This window comes from Micromonospora sp. U56 (assembly GCF_018070095.1).
GTDB classification, from domain to species: domain Bacteria; phylum Actinomycetota; class Actinomycetes; order Mycobacteriales; family Micromonosporaceae; genus Micromonospora; species Micromonospora purpureochromogenes.
Genome location: NZ_JAGPYL010000075.1, coordinates 19,036 through 33,298, shown reverse-complemented (window position 1 = coordinate 33,298; position 14,263 = coordinate 19,036). Strand labels below are relative to the sequence as shown.

15 protein-coding genes are annotated in these 14,263 nt (G+C 73.6%); 11 read left to right on the top strand and 4 right to left on the bottom strand.

The annotated features are described in order from the left end of the window. Positions 1–608, top strand: a 608-nt coding sequence (locus KBX37_RS22860; protein WP_307849167.1) for a hypothetical protein, incomplete at its 5' end; no start/stop codon positions are given. A 200-nt stretch (positions 609–808) separates the two neighbouring features. Here KBX37_RS22860 and KBX37_RS22855 read toward each other — a convergent pair. Beyond that, on the bottom strand, positions 809–985 hold the full coding sequence (locus KBX37_RS22855; protein ID WP_210777959.1) for a hypothetical protein: 177 nt from the start codon (positions 983–985) through the stop codon (positions 809–811). Between the two features lie 454 nt (positions 986–1,439). On the opposite strand from KBX37_RS22855, the gene KBX37_RS22850 reads away from it, so the two are divergent. From KBX37_RS22850 to KBX37_RS22825, 6 genes are all read left to right on the top strand, one after another. Next, positions 1,440–1,685 (top strand): winged helix-turn-helix domain-containing protein, encoded by a 246-nt coding sequence (locus KBX37_RS22850; protein ID WP_088961183.1) that lies wholly within the window; start codon positions 1,440–1,442, stop codon positions 1,683–1,685. Between the two features lie 115 nt (positions 1,686–1,800). Then, positions 1,801–2,064, top strand: a complete 264-nt coding sequence (locus KBX37_RS22845) for a DUF6244 family protein (protein WP_088961184.1) — start codon at positions 1,801–1,803, stop codon at positions 2,062–2,064. 463 nt (positions 2,065–2,527) lie between these two features. Next, positions 2,528–4,741, top strand: coding sequence for a M48 family metalloprotease (locus KBX37_RS22840; protein WP_210777958.1), 2,214 nt, complete (start codon positions 2,528–2,530; stop codon positions 4,739–4,741). 13 nt (positions 4,742–4,754) lie between these two features. Further along, the gene (locus tag KBX37_RS22835) at positions 4,755–5,150 is read left to right on the top strand and encodes a hypothetical protein (RefSeq protein WP_210777957.1); all 396 of its coding nucleotides are present in this window, start codon (positions 4,755–4,757) and stop codon (positions 5,148–5,150) included. Positions 5,151–5,364: 214 nt separating this feature from the next. Next, positions 5,365–6,201, top strand: coding sequence for an alpha/beta fold hydrolase (locus KBX37_RS22830; protein ID WP_210777956.1), 837 nt, complete (start codon positions 5,365–5,367; stop codon positions 6,199–6,201). 234 nt (positions 6,202–6,435) lie between these two features. Then, entirely contained in the window at positions 6,436–6,801 is a 366-nt protein-coding gene (locus KBX37_RS22825) for a YciI family protein (RefSeq protein ID WP_210777955.1), read from the top strand. Here KBX37_RS22825 and KBX37_RS22820 read toward each other — a convergent pair. Further along, positions 6,785–6,952 (bottom strand): hypothetical protein, encoded by a 168-nt coding sequence (locus KBX37_RS22820; RefSeq protein WP_210777954.1) that lies wholly within the window; start codon positions 6,950–6,952, stop codon positions 6,785–6,787. The genes KBX37_RS22825 and KBX37_RS22820 overlap by 17 nt on opposite strands. Positions 6,953–7,190: 238 nt before the next feature. On the opposite strand from KBX37_RS22820, the gene pyk reads away from it, so the two are divergent. From pyk to KBX37_RS22800, 4 genes are all read left to right on the top strand, one after another. Further along, entirely contained in the window at positions 7,191–8,639 is a 1,449-nt protein-coding gene (pyk, locus tag KBX37_RS22815; RefSeq protein WP_210777953.1) for a pyruvate kinase, read from the top strand. Beyond that, entirely contained in the window at positions 8,636–9,517 is an 882-nt protein-coding gene (locus tag KBX37_RS22810; RefSeq protein WP_210777952.1) for an acyl-CoA thioesterase II, read from the top strand. The genes pyk and KBX37_RS22810 overlap by 4 nt, the downstream gene beginning before the upstream one ends. 57 nt (positions 9,518–9,574) lie before the next feature. Next, positions 9,575–10,045: an Rrf2 family transcriptional regulator gene (locus KBX37_RS22805; RefSeq protein WP_210777951.1), complete on the top strand. Its 471-nt coding sequence runs from the start codon at positions 9,575–9,577 to the stop codon at positions 10,043–10,045. A 118-nt stretch (positions 10,046–10,163) separates the two neighbouring features. After that, positions 10,164–11,174, top strand: coding sequence for a sulfite exporter TauE/SafE family protein (locus KBX37_RS22800; RefSeq protein ID WP_210777950.1), 1,011 nt, complete (start codon positions 10,164–10,166; stop codon positions 11,172–11,174). 314 nt (positions 11,175–11,488) lie between these two features. Here KBX37_RS22800 and KBX37_RS22795 read toward each other — a convergent pair whose 3' ends face one another. Continuing rightward, entirely contained in the window at positions 11,489–12,922 is a 1,434-nt protein-coding gene (locus KBX37_RS22795) for a pyridoxal-dependent decarboxylase (protein ID WP_247658712.1), read from the bottom strand. 252 nt (positions 12,923–13,174) lie between these two features. Then, positions 13,175–14,197, bottom strand: a complete 1,023-nt coding sequence (locus KBX37_RS22790; protein ID WP_305798118.1) for an LLM class flavin-dependent oxidoreductase — start codon at positions 14,195–14,197, stop codon at positions 13,175–13,177. Positions 14,198–14,263: the final 66 nt, after the last annotated feature.

The following is a 14,263-nucleotide window of genomic DNA, read 5'->3' as shown; positions in this document are numbered from 1 at the left end:
TGCACGCCGGGGTGGCCCAGGTCGGCCAGCGGCTCGCCGCCCAGGGCCAGCGGCTGGACCAGCTCGGCGAGGCGATCGGTCTTCCGCCGGCCACCGCGTCCGCTCCGGACGGGCCGGATGCCGCCGTCGCTGGGCCCCCGGTCGACCCCGGCGCCGTCGACCCGGACGCCGACCCGGACGCCGACCTGGACGCCGACCCGGGCGTCGTGCTGGAGGAGGCCCGCCGGCTGGTCGACGAGGCCGACCTGCGGACCCGGGAGGTCGAGGCCCTCGCCGCCCGGCCGGAGCTGCTGCCGACCTGGTCCCCGGCGGCCCGGGCGGTGGCCGTCTACGTCGCCTGCGCCGCCGCGGGCGTGCTGCTCATGCTGGTCCTGGTGGTCGCCTCCGGCGTGGGGCTGGTCAGCGGCTTCACCCTGGGCGCCTGGATCTGCGCCGGGCTGCCGGTGCTCTCCTTCGCCGCCGGCTGGCTGATCCTCGGCCGCTGGGGGCGGTCCGCCCTGGCCACCGTGGAGCCGCCCCGGTTCGTCCCGCTCGGCTTCGTCATCTGCGTCGCGCTGGTGCCGACCGCGTACTGCGCCAGCCTGCTGCTCGTCCGTTTCCTGCGCTGACCGCGCCCGGCCCGGGGGCAGAGCGTGCAGCGTGGCGTCGTGGTGCGCCAGCCGAGTCCGCGCCGCCCGCTGCTCGTCGCACGGCTCGGGCCGTCCGCAACTCCGGCACACCCCGGTGTACGCCTCCGTGCGGTGCTGGGAGATGATCCGCCGCGCGTCGGCAGCCTGCTCGGCCGCGTACCTGCGCAGGTCGGAGCTGTTCACGGGCTGCCCTCGCCGCCGGTGGTGGCCGCGCTGTGGGTGGCCTTGACCAGACGGGCGAAGCGGACCTCGGTGCAGGGGTAGTCCTCGCCGCAGCCGCAGAGCCACCGGGTGACCACCCGCGGGGGATGGGCGAACAGGATGTCGTCGGCGTCCTCGACGTCCTGTGCGGACACCAGCGGCTCCGGACGGCCGGGCCGCCCGGATGGCTGGTCGTCGCCGGGTCGCCCCGCCCGGTCGTCCCGGTCCATGGGTGCAGGACGGGCGCGGCCGGTCGGTGGAACACCATGGGTGTCACCGGAGCCGTTTGACACCCATGGTGTTCCACCCGTCCCGTCCTCGTCCCCGTTCATCGAGCGGTTGTCGTCGGGTTGGTCGTGCATCGGGTACTCCCGTCCGGTGGCGTCTCCTTGGTGGGGTTCGCTTCGGTGTGGGCGCTGCCTACGGGCAGGCCGCGGCACGCCCGGCCGTCCAGGGGGACCGGCCGACCGGGCGCTCTGCGCGGTGGGGAAGGACCAACTCCGGGTTTGCAGACCTGGGAGCCGGCCGAGACAGAGCGTATATAACAGGTCATGTAAGCGCAAGCAGTGGACCAGACATTGCTTGCTATACAAAGTTTCACGTGATCAAATGGCGGTGCAGACCTGGGAGACACCAATGCCCGCCAAAGCCAAGTGGGCGCAGATAGCCGATGGCATCCGCGCTCAGATCCAGTCCGGCGAACTCGCGCCGGGCGACAAGCTGCCGTCGACGTCCGAGCTGTGCCGTCAGCACAGCGTGTCGGCCATCGTCGTCCGGCAGGCGATCAACGCGCTCAAGATCGAAGGACTCGTCGAGGGAGTCGGCGGCGTCGGCGTGTTCGTCGCCGAGCGGTAGTCGACAATCGGTCCGTCGTCGTGTGATCGCCGGAGGGCGTGGCATCTCGTACCCTCCATTGTGGTCGACGGCGGTGGCGGGGCCGATCGACCCGAAGCGACCAGGGGAGGGGCGCGTGAGCGCAGCACAGGTCATCGCCAGGCTGGCGGCGGCGGCGCAGAAGCTGGACGAGGCGAAGGCGAAGACCGCCGCCGCGGCGCAGGATGCCGCCGAGGCGCGGGAACTGGTCGCCGGTGCCCTGGAAGGGGTCGCGGCCGGACCGTTGATCGGGATGCTTGACGCCTACCGGCAGGCGCTGACCCAGGCGGCGCAGGGTGCCGGGCCGGCCAGCCAGCAGGTCCAGGAAACCATCGCCAAGGTACGGGCGCTGGGCAGCTGAGCCCGGCCCCGCCCGCAAGGACAATGCCGCGCCCCGGTGTCGGATAACTGATCCGGAACACGGCGATACCGCCTGCGCCCCTGCGCATATCCTGACGGGTTCGCGACCAATCACCGTGGCTTCCCGGCCAATTCGCCGAAGGCCTCCGCCAACCCCTGTTTTCGCATCGATAGACGCCGCCACCGACCTGGGTGCAGAGTGGCGAATGCCCTGGTGGAGCGAGGAATCGCGGCACGGCGGCGCGCTCTCGCCGCCAGCCCGGGCCGGATTGGTGCTGGCGATGTCCATTCGCGACGGGTAATGTCCTGCGACGTCGAAATCCACTGATCCATTTCGGCACCGCATTCCTGCCCGCGCACATACCGTCGACGGTCGGCCCGGCCGCCGTCCGATGCGCCGTGCCCGTGGAACGTGCGCCCCTTGGCCGTCCCGGGTGGTGGCGTCTGTCGTCGAGGAGTCTCCCGTGAGCGACCCGGACGTTGACCCGCAGGTGAGCCCCGCGGTCGAGCAGCGCTCGACCGAGCCCCGCCCGGCCGGACCGGGCGGACTCGACCGGCGGCTGGCCGACCGGCCGCCGGGGTACCCGAACGCGCTGGTGTGGCTGCGCGCCGGCATCCTGCGCGACTGGCGGGGCGTGCTCGGCAGCTTCCTGGCCACCTGGTTCTACGTGCCGCTGGCGCTGCTGGCCGCGGTGTGGGGCGGGCTCGCGCTGGGCGTGCTCGGGTTGGTCGCCGGGGGTACCCAGGCGGGCGACGCCCTGCCGTCGGTGGTGCGTGACGCGCCGCTGGTCGGCCCTCTGCTCGACGCCTTCCTCAACCGGTCCGGCGGCGTGGTCGGCGGCTTCGCCGGCTTCGCGGTCGGCTTCCTGGCCGGCTTCCTGGTCGTGCTGGTGCTGCCCTGGCGGGACGCCTTCGACGAGCCGGCGAACCTGTTCACCGGCCTGGTCGGGATGGTGGTGGCCGCCGCCCTGGTCGGCCTGATCTACACCCTGGGCCGGGTGCTGCTGGAGCCGTGGTTGCTCAGCGTCTCCGGTGCGCGTCAGCTCAGCCGGCGGGAGGCGGAGCGGCTGCGGCCGATCCTGTCCGGGTGCGCCGCCCGGCTCGGCCTGCCGAGCGTGCCCCGGCTGCTGATCGAGGACGACCCGGTGCTCACCAACGCCCGTGCCTACGCCCGGCACATCGTGGTGACCACCAGCCTGCTCGACGAGCCGGACGAGGACGTCGCGGCGCTGCTCAGCCACGAGCTGGTGCACTGGCGTACCGGCGACGAGGTGACCAGCGCGTTCGTCCGGGGGGTCGGGCTGCCGCTGGTGCTGGTCCACGCGGTGCCGACCTGGCTGATGCGCCGGTTCCCGCACCCGGCCACCGACCTGCTGGTCTTCATCGTCTTCTGGCCGGTGCTGCTGACCATGCGGTTCGTGGTGCTGCCCTGCCACCGCCGCGACGTCCGGGCCGCCGAGTACCGGGCCGACGCCGGGGCGGTCCTCGCCGGCCACGCGGCCGGCATGCGGTCGATGCTGGAACGACGTCGGTCCTTCGAGACCGGCCGCAGCGGGTGGGACGAGGCGGTCTGCGCCACCCACCCGCCGTCCGAGCTGCGGCTCGACCGGCTCGAACGGCTCACGCCGGCCACCGCCGACGAGGCGACGGCCGCCGACGGGAGCCCCGCCCGGGTGGGCACCGAGGAGCTGTTCGGACGGCCGGGGCCGGTCGGCTCCCGGCGCGCCTGGGTGCTGGTCGGCGCGCTGGCGCTGATCGGCTGCCTCGGCGGCGGCGCGCTCACCACCGCGCAGTGGCTGCTGTTCCGCCCGCAGGCGGCGGTGGACGCCTACTTCTCCGCGCTGGACGACGGGGACGGCCGGGGCGCCCTGGCGGCGCTGACCCCGGACGCCAGGGCGGCGGCGGGCGACGGCGAGCAGCTTGCCCGGATCGTCGGCGGAAAGGGCTACCAGCCGCCGACCGACGTGGACGTCACGTCGGTCGAGCGCGACGGCGACGAGGCGGTGGCCAAGATCGCCTACACCCTGGCCGGGCAGAAGCTGAGCGCCGAGCTGCCGCTGCGCCGGGACGAGTCGGCGACCCTCGGGCTGTTCCACCGGTGGCAGATCGCCGCGCCACCCGCGCGGCTCAGCCTGCCCGGCGCGGCGGGCCTGACCGTCAACGGGCAACCCGCGCCGACGGCTTCCGAGGGCGTCGAGCTGGCGCTGCTGCCCGGGGCGTACACGGTCGGTGGCCAGCGCAACGCCCTCAGCGAGACCCCGTCGCAGGTCGTCTACGTCCTGCCCGGGCAGGAGAGCGCGGGGACCCCCGACCTGACGCCCACGCTGGCCCCGGCGGCCCAGGCCACGGCGGAGGAGAGCGTCAAGGCGTACCTGGACGCCTGCGCGGCGCAGACGGTCGCCGCGCCGCAGGGGTGCCCGTTCCGGTACTACACCGGGGAGACGGTGAAGAAGATCGCCTGGAAGATCACCCGGTACCCCACGATCGAGCTGAACCTGACCGGCCCGACCTCGGCGCAGGTGTCGACGCCGTTCGAGGGCCGGGGGTCGGCCCAGGCGACCGGCACCACCACCGGCTTCTTCGGCACCACCCCGTTCACCGAGGACGAGCAGATCCAGGTGGTCGGCGTGCTGTCCGTGGTGGACGGCAAGCTGACGTTCCGGCCCGGCGGCGAGTAAGGGAGAGCCCGACATGACCGAACCGTCCACCCGGCCGGGGCGACCCGTGCGGATGGTGCTGACCCCGCGTACCGCCCGGCCACCCCGGGTGCCGCTGCTGGCCTGGATCCACCGCCGGCCGGAGTTCCGCGCCGCGGTGCGCGACGCCGCCGCCGGCCAGGGCGGCCGGCCCGGCTTCAGCGACGCGGTGATCATCGCGGTGGTGGCCCAGGGACTGCTGCCCGGCCTGTTCAACCTGGTGCAGTCCTGGGTGGACCAGCAGCGCACCGAGGTCAGTATCCGCATCCAGGTCGGCGACGCCGAGGCGGAGATCCAGGTCAACGGCCGGACGGATCCCACCAAGCTGCTCGACCAGGCCACCCGGGCGCTGCGCGAGGCGGCGGACGGGGAGGCCGACCCGACCGCCTGACCAGGGACCCGACCGGGGCCGACCGCGAACGCGGTCGGCCCCGTCGTGGTTCGCCCGCTTTGCCGGAAGACACCTCCGGTGCGACATCAGGTTACCGGCGCGTAACTTGCCATTGACGATTGTGAATTGTGACCCGCATCATCGTCCCACCGATCGATCGGATCCCCCACCCGCCGTCCCGGCTCCCCGGGAACCTCCCACCGGAGGTGCAGCCATGCTGCTCCGAACGATCCTCGCCGCCACCACCGCCGTCGCCGCACTGCTCGTCCCGGCCACCGCCGCCGCGGCCGCCCCCGACCGCACCACCACCGCCGGCACCACCACCACCGCCGGCACCACCACCACCACCGCCGGCGCCGCAACCACGTCCACCACCGCCACCGCCAACGCGAGCGCCAACCCGGTCATCGTGGTCGGCGGCCTGATCGGCGTCTCCATCGCGTACGAGCCGATCGCCGCGCGGCTGCGCGCCGACGGCTTCCGGGTCTCCATCTTCCAGATCCCCGGGCTCGGTTTCGGCGACATCCGCGAGTCCGCCCGCGCCTTCAAGACGTACGTCGACCAGGTCCGCGCCAGCACCGGCGCGGCCAAGGTGGACCTGGTCGCCCACTCCGAGGGCGGCCTGGTCTCCCGCTGGTACGTCAAGTTCCTCGGCGGCGCCGACGCCGTCGGCCGGTACGTCAGCCTCGGCAGCCCCCAGCAGGGCACCTACGCCGCCAACATCCTCAAGTTCATCGGCCTCGGCAACTGCGCCGGCATCGTCGCCTGCCAGCAGATGTCCATCGGCTCGGACCTGCTCACCGCCCTCAACGGCGGGGACGACACCCCGGGCGCCATCCGCTGGGCGACCGTGCGGACCTGGCAGGACGAGCTGGTCTGGCCGATCGGCAACGCCGCGCTGGCGGACGGCGCGACCAACGTGCTGATCCAGAGCTGGTGCCCGCTGCGGCTGGTCGGTCACCTCAGCCTGATCCTGGACGGGACCACCTACACCGTGGTCCGGCAGGTGCTCACCGACGCCCCGGTTCGCCCCAACTGCTTCGCCCTGTGAACCAGCGACGGGCGGACGGGAGCACCCCGTCCGCCCGTCGTGCGGTCGGGCCGCCCGGGCCAGTCGTCGCCGGTGATGGCCGGCTGGATGAAGGACCCAGCCGGTCGGCAACCGGGTACGTCGGCGGGGCAGTTGGCCCGAGCGGCCGCTGCGGCCCGCCGCAGCGTGCGACGCTGTGCCGAGTCGGGGGGAGACCGGCGCGGTGCCGACGCCGGCAGCGTGGGAGGGGGCGCCATGACGGGTATGCCGCAGCTGGACTTCGCGCTCGACACGTACGAGTGCATCGTGCTCTACCCGGGGCCGGCCGGTCGGGCCCTGCCCAGCGAGACCGTGCAACGGTTGCAGGCCGAGCACTTCGAGCACATGCAGGCGTTGCAGCGCCGGGGGATCGTGCTGGTCTCCGGGTCGATCGACGGCCCCGCCCGGGAGCCGGCCCCGCCGATCGGCATCGGCCTGGCCCGCACCGGCTCGGTCGACGACGTGCGCAGCGTGATGGAAGCGGACCCGGCCGTGCAGGCCGGGCTCTACCAGGTGGACGTGCTGACCTTCCTCTGTCCCGCCGGCTCGCTGGAGTTCCCGCTGGTCAAGTCCCAGAGCTGACCGACTGTCGCCAGCCGCCACCTCCGACCTCTCCCGCGCCGCCGCCGACCTGCGTGAGCCGCTCGGCGACCGGTTGCTCCGGCCCGCCGACGCCGACCACCCCGCCCCGACCGGCGGTCTTCTCCGCCGTACCGACGCTGCCGGTGACCACCGGCGGTGGGTGAGTGGCGGCGCGGCGGGCGCCCGTCGCGGGCGTGGGAGCGCCTCCGGGGGCGGATGCGGGCGGGCGGTACGATTCCCGGCGCGGTCGCCGATGCCCGCCACTCACGACGTCCCCCGGTGCGGCTCCGCGCCCGCTGGCCACGCGCCCGCCGCGGTCGCGTCGGTGGACAACTGTTCCGCAGTCCGAAAGGGGTCGGCCCGCCCGACCTGGAGGAGAGACTAGCCTGATGGGCGTGACACGCCGCGCGAAGATCGTCTGCACTCTTGGCCCTGCCACCTCGTCCCCGGAGCGGATCCGGGGGCTCGTCGAGGCGGGCATGAACGTGGCCAGGCTGAACTTCAGCCACGGCAGTCACGCCGACCACGAGTCGGTGTACCGGCTGGTGCGGGAGGCGGCCGACGCCGCCGGGCACCCGGTCGCCGTACTGGCCGACCTCCAGGGCCCCAAGATCCGCCTCGGCAAGTTCGCCGACGGCCCGCACGAGTGGCGCACCGGCGACTCCGTCGTGATCACCGGCGACGACATCGTGGGCACCAAGGAGCGGGTCTCCTGCACCTACCGCAAGCTGCCGCAGGAGGTGAAGCCGGGCGACCGGCTGCTGATCGACGACGGCCGGGTCGCCGTCGAGGTCAGCGACGTCACCGGCAACGACATCCGCTGCCTGGTCACCGAGGGCGGCCCGGTCTCCAACAACAAGGGCGTCTCGCTGCCCAACGTGGCGGTCAGCGTGCCGGCGATGTCCGAGAAGGACGCGGAGGACCTGCGCTTCGCCCTCGGGCTGGGCGTCGACCTGATCGCGCTCTCCTTCGTCCGCTCGGCCGACGACATCAAGCTCGTGCACGGCATCATGGCCGAGGAGGGCGTGCACCGCCCGGTGCTGGCCAAGGTCGAGAAGCCCGAGGCGGTGGACCACCTCGAGGCGATCGTGCTGGCCTTCGACGGCGTCATGGTCGCCCGCGGCGACCTGGGCGTCGAGCTCCCGCTGGACCAGGTGCCGCTGGTGCAGAAGCGCGCCGTGCAGCTCTGCCGGGAGAACGCCAAGCCGGTCATCGTGGCCACCCAGATGCTCGACTCCATGATTGAGAATTCCCGCCCGACCCGCGCCGAGGCCTCCGACGTCGCCAACGCGGTGCTCGACGGCGCGGACGCCTTGATGCTCTCCGGCGAGACCAGCGTCGGCAAGTACCCCGTGCTCACCGTCAGCACCATGGCGAAGATCGTCACCACCACCGAGTCCGGCTCGATCGGGGTGCCTCGGCTCCAGCACGACCCGCGTACCCACGGCGGCGCGCTCACCGTCGCGGCCTCCTCGATCGCCCGGGCCATCGGTGCCAAGGCGCTGGTCGCCTTCTCGCAGACCGGCGACACCGTCAAGCGGCTCTCCCGGCTGCACTGCGACCTGCCGCTGCTGGCCTTCACCCCGGTGCCCGAGGTGCGCAACCAGCTCGCGCTCTGCTGGGGCGTGGAGACCTTCCTGATGCCGTTCGTCGAGCACACCGACGACATGTTCCGCCAGGTCGACCAGGCGCTGCTCGGCCTCAACCGGGCCAACCCCGGCGACTACGTGGTGATCGTGGCGGGCAGCCCGCCCGGCACCCCCGGCTCCACCAACACGCTGCGGGTGCACCAGCTCGGCTCGCTGGTCGACGCGGCCTCCGCGCGGGCCCTGCAGTGACCGAGCGCCAGGTGGCCGGGCAGGCCGCGGTCGACCAGTTGCTGGAGGTCCTCGACCTCGACAACACCGGCGAGATGACCTTCCGGGGGATGAGCCCGCCGGTCGGCCCGCAGCGGGTGTACGGCGGGCAGGTCGCCGGCCAGGCCCTGGTGGCCGCCGGTCGTACCGTCGATTCGGAGCGCTTCGTGCACTCGCTGCACGGCTACTTCGTGCGCCCCGGCGACCCGGTGGAGCCGATCGAGTACCAGGTGGAGAACATCCGCGACGGCAGATCGTTCTCGGTGCGCCGCTCGGTCGCCCTCCAGCACGGCAAGCCGATCTTCTTCATGTCGGCCTCCTTCCAGCGGCAGGAGGAGGGCCTGGACCACCAGGCTCCCACCCCGCCGGACGTGCCCGGGCCGGACGACGTGCCCACCATGACCGACCGGCTCTCCCGCTACCCGGAGCGGCTCGGCATCTGGGGGCAGATCCCCCGCCCGATAGACGTGCGCTACGTCGGCGAGCCCGGCTGGGTACGCCCCGGCGACCGCCCCGCCGACCCGAACCAGCGGGTCTGGATGCGCATCGACGGCAAGCTGCCGGACGACCCACTGCTGCACGCGTGCGCCCTGACGTACGCCTCCGACCTGACCCTGCTGGACTCGGTGCTCTCGGTGCACGGCGAGGTCTGGGGCCCGGGCGGCGTGGTCGGCGCGAGCCTCGACCACGCGCTGTGGTTCCACCGGTCGTTCCGGGCCGACGAGTGGTTCCTCTACGACTGCTGGAGCCCGTCGGCCTCCGGTGCCCGTGGGCTGGCCACCGGCCGGATGTTCACCACCGAGGGCCGGCACATCGCCAGCGCCGTGCAGGAGGGCCTGCTCCGCCGCGTCGGCGAGTGATCTAAAGGGTGAGGGGCGGCAGGCCGGCCGGCTGACCTGCCGACTAACCTTGCGGTCATGCGTCTCTCCGCCCGGGTCGACTATGCCCTCCGTGCGGCCGCCGAGCTGGCCTCGGTCGCCGACGGCGCGAGTGCGGGGCGGTCCCGGCCGGTCACCGCCGAGCAGATCGCCCGGGCCCAGGAGATCCCACCGAAGTTCCTGGAGAGCATCTTGCTCCAGCTGCGCCGGGGTGGCATCGTGCACGCCCAGCGCGGGCCTGAGGGCGGCTACTGGCTGGCCCGGCCGGCCGCGGAGATCTCCCTGGCCGAGGTGATCCGGGTCATCGACGGTCCGCTGGCCCACGTGCGCGGGCAGCGCCCCGAGGAGTTGGGCTACCACGGCGCGGCCCGGGCGTTGCAGGAGGTCTGGATCGCGCTGCGGGCCAGCGAGCGGGAGATCCTGGAGCAGGTGAGCATCGCCGACGTGGCCGCCGGGGAGCTGCCGGGCCGGATCACCGAGCTGGTTGCCGATCCCCGCGCCTGGAGCTGATCCCGGCCGCACGGTCCGGCGCCGTCCCACCCACCGATAGGGGGCTTGACCCAGCCCCCGTCGTACCGCATTGTCGACCAAGTCGATAGGAGATGCCGAAAAGTTCGGAGGGGCGCGCGTGCGCAAGCTTCTGGTCCTCGCTCTGGTCGGGCTGGCCGCCCAGCTCGTCGACGGGGCGCTCGGCATGGCGTACGGGCTGACCTCGTCCACCCTGCTGCTCTTCGCCGGCATCGCCCCGGCCACCGCCTCCGCCTCGGTGCACCTGGCCGAGATCGGCACCACCCTCGCCGCCGGCGTCGCGCACTGGCGGTTCGGCAACGTCGACTGGCGGGTGGTCGCCCGGATCGCCGTCCCCGGCGCGCTCGGCGCCTTCGCCGGGGCCACCTTCCTCAGCGCCATTTCCACCGAGTCGGCCGCGCCGTGGATGGCGGGAATCCTCTTCGTGCTCGGCGCGTACCTGTTGGTCCGCTTCTCCCGGCCGCTGCGCCCCCGGGCCGGCGCCGGTGGGCTGCGCGGCCGGTTCCTCGGCCCGCTCGGCCTGGTCGCCGGCTTCGTCGACGCCACCGGCGGCGGCGGATGGGGCCCGGTGGCCACGCCCGCGCTGCTGGTCTCCGGCCGGCTGGAGCCGCGCAAGGTGATCGGCTCCGTCGACACCGCCGAGTTCGTCGTCGCCGGCGCGGCCAGCATCGGCTTCCTGATCGGCCTGGGCAGTCAGGGCTTCCTGCTGCCCACGGTGGCCGCGTTGCTGGCCGGCGGCCTGATCGCCGCGCCGGTCGCCGCCTGGCTGGTGCGCATCGTCCCGGCCCAACTGCTCGGCGCGGCCATCGGCGGCGTGATCGTGCTGACCAACGCCCGCACCCTGATGCGCGCCGGCGAGCTGGGCGGCGCCGCCCGCCCGGCGGTCTACGCGCTGCTCGCCGTCGGCTGGGCGGTCGCGCTGGCGCTCGCGGTGCGCGCGCTGCGCCGTACCCGTCGGGCCCGCAGCACCGTCGACGCCGCCCTCGCGACGACCGGCGACGCCGGGCCGGTGGGGGCCGCGACGCCGACGCCGGCCGCCTCGGCGGTCCCCGGATCGCCGGCCACCGCGCCGGTCCAGGATGCGTCGCGGCTGGCCACGGCTGATCGCTGACCCCATCGGGTACGCCCACGGGCGCCCTGCACTCGACCATCCGCGCCGCGCCGAGGGCGGTCGGCGCGGCTGCGCTGAGCGGCGGGCCGCGATCGGAAACCTGTCCGTGGGGCGGTGGGGGCGCGAACACGCGCGACCCGGCCTGAGCCCGCACCCTCACTCAGCGTCACCGCGCTGCGGGCGGATGCCACCGAGAGCGATATGACTCAGAGGCATAAATATGCCTCTGAGTCATATCGCTCGTCAGGGGGGTGCAGCCGCCAGTCGCCAGTCGCCAGTCGCCAGTCGCCAGTCGCCAGTCGCCAGCGGAGGCGTCAGCCGGCGAGGAGGTCCGTGGCCGCGGACGCCAACAGCTCCCACGCCTCGTCGACGTGCTCCTCGGCGGTCAGCGGCGAGCCGACCGCCAGGCGCAGCGTGTACCGCCCGCCGACCCGGGTGTGCGTCAGGTGCACCCGCCCGGTGTCGTTGACCCGGGCCAGCAGCGCGGCGCTCGCCTCGTCGCCGGCCCGCAGCCGGAAGCAGACCAGCGAGAACGGGTGCGGTGCGGCGAGGTCGAACCGGTCGTCGGCCGCCACCCGGCGGGCGAACCGGTCGGCCAGCGCGACGCCCGCGCGGATGTGCGCGCGCAGCCCCTCGACGCCGTACCAGCGGAGCACGAACCAGAGCTTCAGCGCCCGGAAGCGCCGGCCCAGCGGCACCTGCCAGTCCCGGTAGTCGATCACCGCGCCGGACTCGGTGGCGGCGTTGCGCAGGAACTCCGGCATCACCGTCAACGCCTCGATCAGCTCGCCCCGGTCGGCCACCCAGAACGCGTCGCAGTCGAAGCCGGTGAGCAGCCACTTGTGCGGGTCGAAGCAGTACGAATCGGCGTGCTCCAGCCCGGCGTGCGACCAGCGCAGCTCCGGGCAGACCGCCGCCGCCCCCGCGTACGCGGCGTCGACGTGCAGCCAGACGCCGTACTCGGCGCAGATCGCCCCGATCTCCGGCAGCGGGTCCACGGCGGTGGTGGAGGTCGTCCCGATGGTGGCCACCACGATCGCCGGTACGTCCCCGGCGGCCCGGTCGGCCTCGATCGCCGCCCGCAGCGCCGCCGGGCGCATCGCCAGCGTCTCCGGGTCCACCTCGATCGGGCGGACCCCGTCCTCGCCCAGCCCGGCGATCCGCGCCGCCTTCTCGATGGAGGAGTGCCCCTGCGTGGAGGTGTACGCCCGGTACCGGCGGTCGATGCCCACCGCGCGCCACCGGCCGCCGCTGGCCCGGTGCAGCGCGCCCAGGGTGGCGACCAGCGTGGCCGAGGAGGCCGAGTCCTGGATCACCCCGCCGCCCGGACCGGTGGAGCGGAACCGTTGCGGCAGGTCCATGAGCCCGGCGAGCCAGTCCAGCATCACCGTCTCCAGTTCGGTGCAGGCCGGGCCGGTGGCCCAGAGCATGCCCTGCACGCCGAGCCCGGAGCTGACCAAATCGCCGAGCACGCTGGGGCCGGAGGTGTTGGCCGGGAAGTAGCCGAAGAACCCGGGGTGCTGCCAGTGGGTCAACCGGGGAGTGATCAGGGTGTCCAGGTCGGCGAGCACGGCCTCGACCGGCTCGCCGTGCTCGGGCGGGCTCGCGGGCAGCGCCGCCGCCACCGCGCCGGGCGGGTCCTGCGAGGTGACCGGACGCTTTCCGAGCGTCGTCCAGTAGTCGGCGATCCAGTCCACCACCGCGTACCCGGCGCGGCGGAACTCGTCCGGGTCCATGTGCTCAGCCATCCGACGAGTCGACCAAACCGATCCGGCGCGGGCAAGGGCCCCTGCCCACGCCGAACATCTACCTGCGCTGAGCCCGAAGCCTCGACCCGGTAGGCACCGGGTCGCCAGCTGCGGAATCCGCACCACTGGCGACCCGGTGCTCCACACCGCAGCACCCCCGACCCGTCCCGACCGGGAGTGCCGTACCACCACCGATCACCAAGTTAGGCGCGCCGGGCGACGGTGGGGTGACGTGGGTATGAAGAGCATGTTTCAGGCATTCCGCTTCAGCCCGCCGGCCACCTTTTCGGCGACCAGCTCGAAGGAGCGCACCCGGTCGGCCACGTCGTACACCATCGTGGTGACCATCAACTCGTCCGCGCCGGTGCGCGCCAGCAGGTCGCCGAGCTGCCGGCGGACCGTCTCCGGTGAACCCATGGCCTGCCCGTCGCGGCGCTGCCGCACGAACTCCCGCTCGAACTCGTTGTACGGGTACGCCGCCGCCTCCTCGGGCGGGGCCAGGGGCTCCGGCCGCCCCGAGCGCAGCTTCAGGAACGACAGCGCGCTCGGCCCGGCCAGCCACTCGGCCCGCTCGTCGGTCTCCGCGCACACCACGTTCACCGCCACCATCGCGTACGGCTGCTCCAGCCAGCGCGACGGGCGGAAGTTCTGCCGGTACAGCTGCAACGCGGGCAGGGTGTGCTGCGCGCTGAAGTGGTGCGCGAACGAGAACGGCAACCCGAGCAGCCCGGCCAGCTGGGCGCTGAAGCCGCTGGACCCGAGCAGCCAGACCGCGGGAGACTGGCCGAGCCCCGGGGTGGCGGTGATCTCCCCCGGCTCGTCGCCGCTGAAGTAGTTCATCAGGTCCGCCAGCTCGCGCGGGAAGCCCTCCGCCGACAGCCCTTCCATGGTGCGGCGCAGCGCCAGCGCGGTCACCTGGTCGGTGCCCGGCGCGCGGCCGATGCCCAGGTCGATGCGGCCCGGGTGCAGCGCCTCCAGCGTGCCGAACTGCTCGGCGACCACCAGCGGCGCGTGGTTGGGCAGCATCACCCCGCCGGAGCCCAGCCGGATCGTCGAGGTGTGCGCCGCCAGGTGCGCCAGCAGCACCGCCGGCGCGGAGCTGGCGATCGCCGGCATGTTGTGGTGCTCGGCCACCCAGAACCGGCGGTAACCCAGCTCCTCGGTGCGGCGGGCCAGTTCGGTGGTGGCCCGTAGGGCCTCCCCGGCGGACGCCCCACGGGCCACCGGCGCAAGATCAAGAACAGACATCGGTACGTCGATCACGGCTGTGGCCAACCCGCGGCGCGCCGGATTTGTTCCCCTCGTCGGGTACGGGGGACCCGGTCCATCCCGTCGGCGCCC

What these genes read in the sequence shown, in the direction of transcription:
- KBX37_RS22850 (WP_088961183.1), top strand. Translation starts at nt 1,440, where the DNA reads ATGGCGGTGCAGACCTGGGAGACACCAATGCCCGCCAAAGCCAAGTGG.
- KBX37_RS22835 (WP_210777957.1), top strand. Translation starts at nt 4,755, where the DNA reads ATGACCGAACCGTCCACCCGGCCGGGGCGACCCGTGCGGATGGTGCTG.
- KBX37_RS22830 (WP_210777956.1), top strand. Translation starts at nt 5,365, where the DNA reads ATGCTGCTCCGAACGATCCTCGCCGCCACCACCGCCGTCGCCGCACTG.
- KBX37_RS22825 (WP_210777955.1), top strand. Translation starts at nt 6,436, where the DNA reads ATGACGGGTATGCCGCAGCTGGACTTCGCGCTCGACACGTACGAGTGC.
- pyk (WP_210777953.1), top strand. Translation starts at nt 7,191, where the DNA reads ATGGGCGTGACACGCCGCGCGAAGATCGTCTGCACTCTTGGCCCTGCC.
- KBX37_RS22805 (WP_210777951.1), top strand. Translation starts at nt 9,575, where the DNA reads ATGCGTCTCTCCGCCCGGGTCGACTATGCCCTCCGTGCGGCCGCCGAG.
- KBX37_RS22795 (WP_247658712.1), bottom strand. Translation starts at nt 12,922, where the DNA reads ATGGCTGAGCACATGGACCCGGACGAGTTCCGCCGCGCCGGGTACGCG.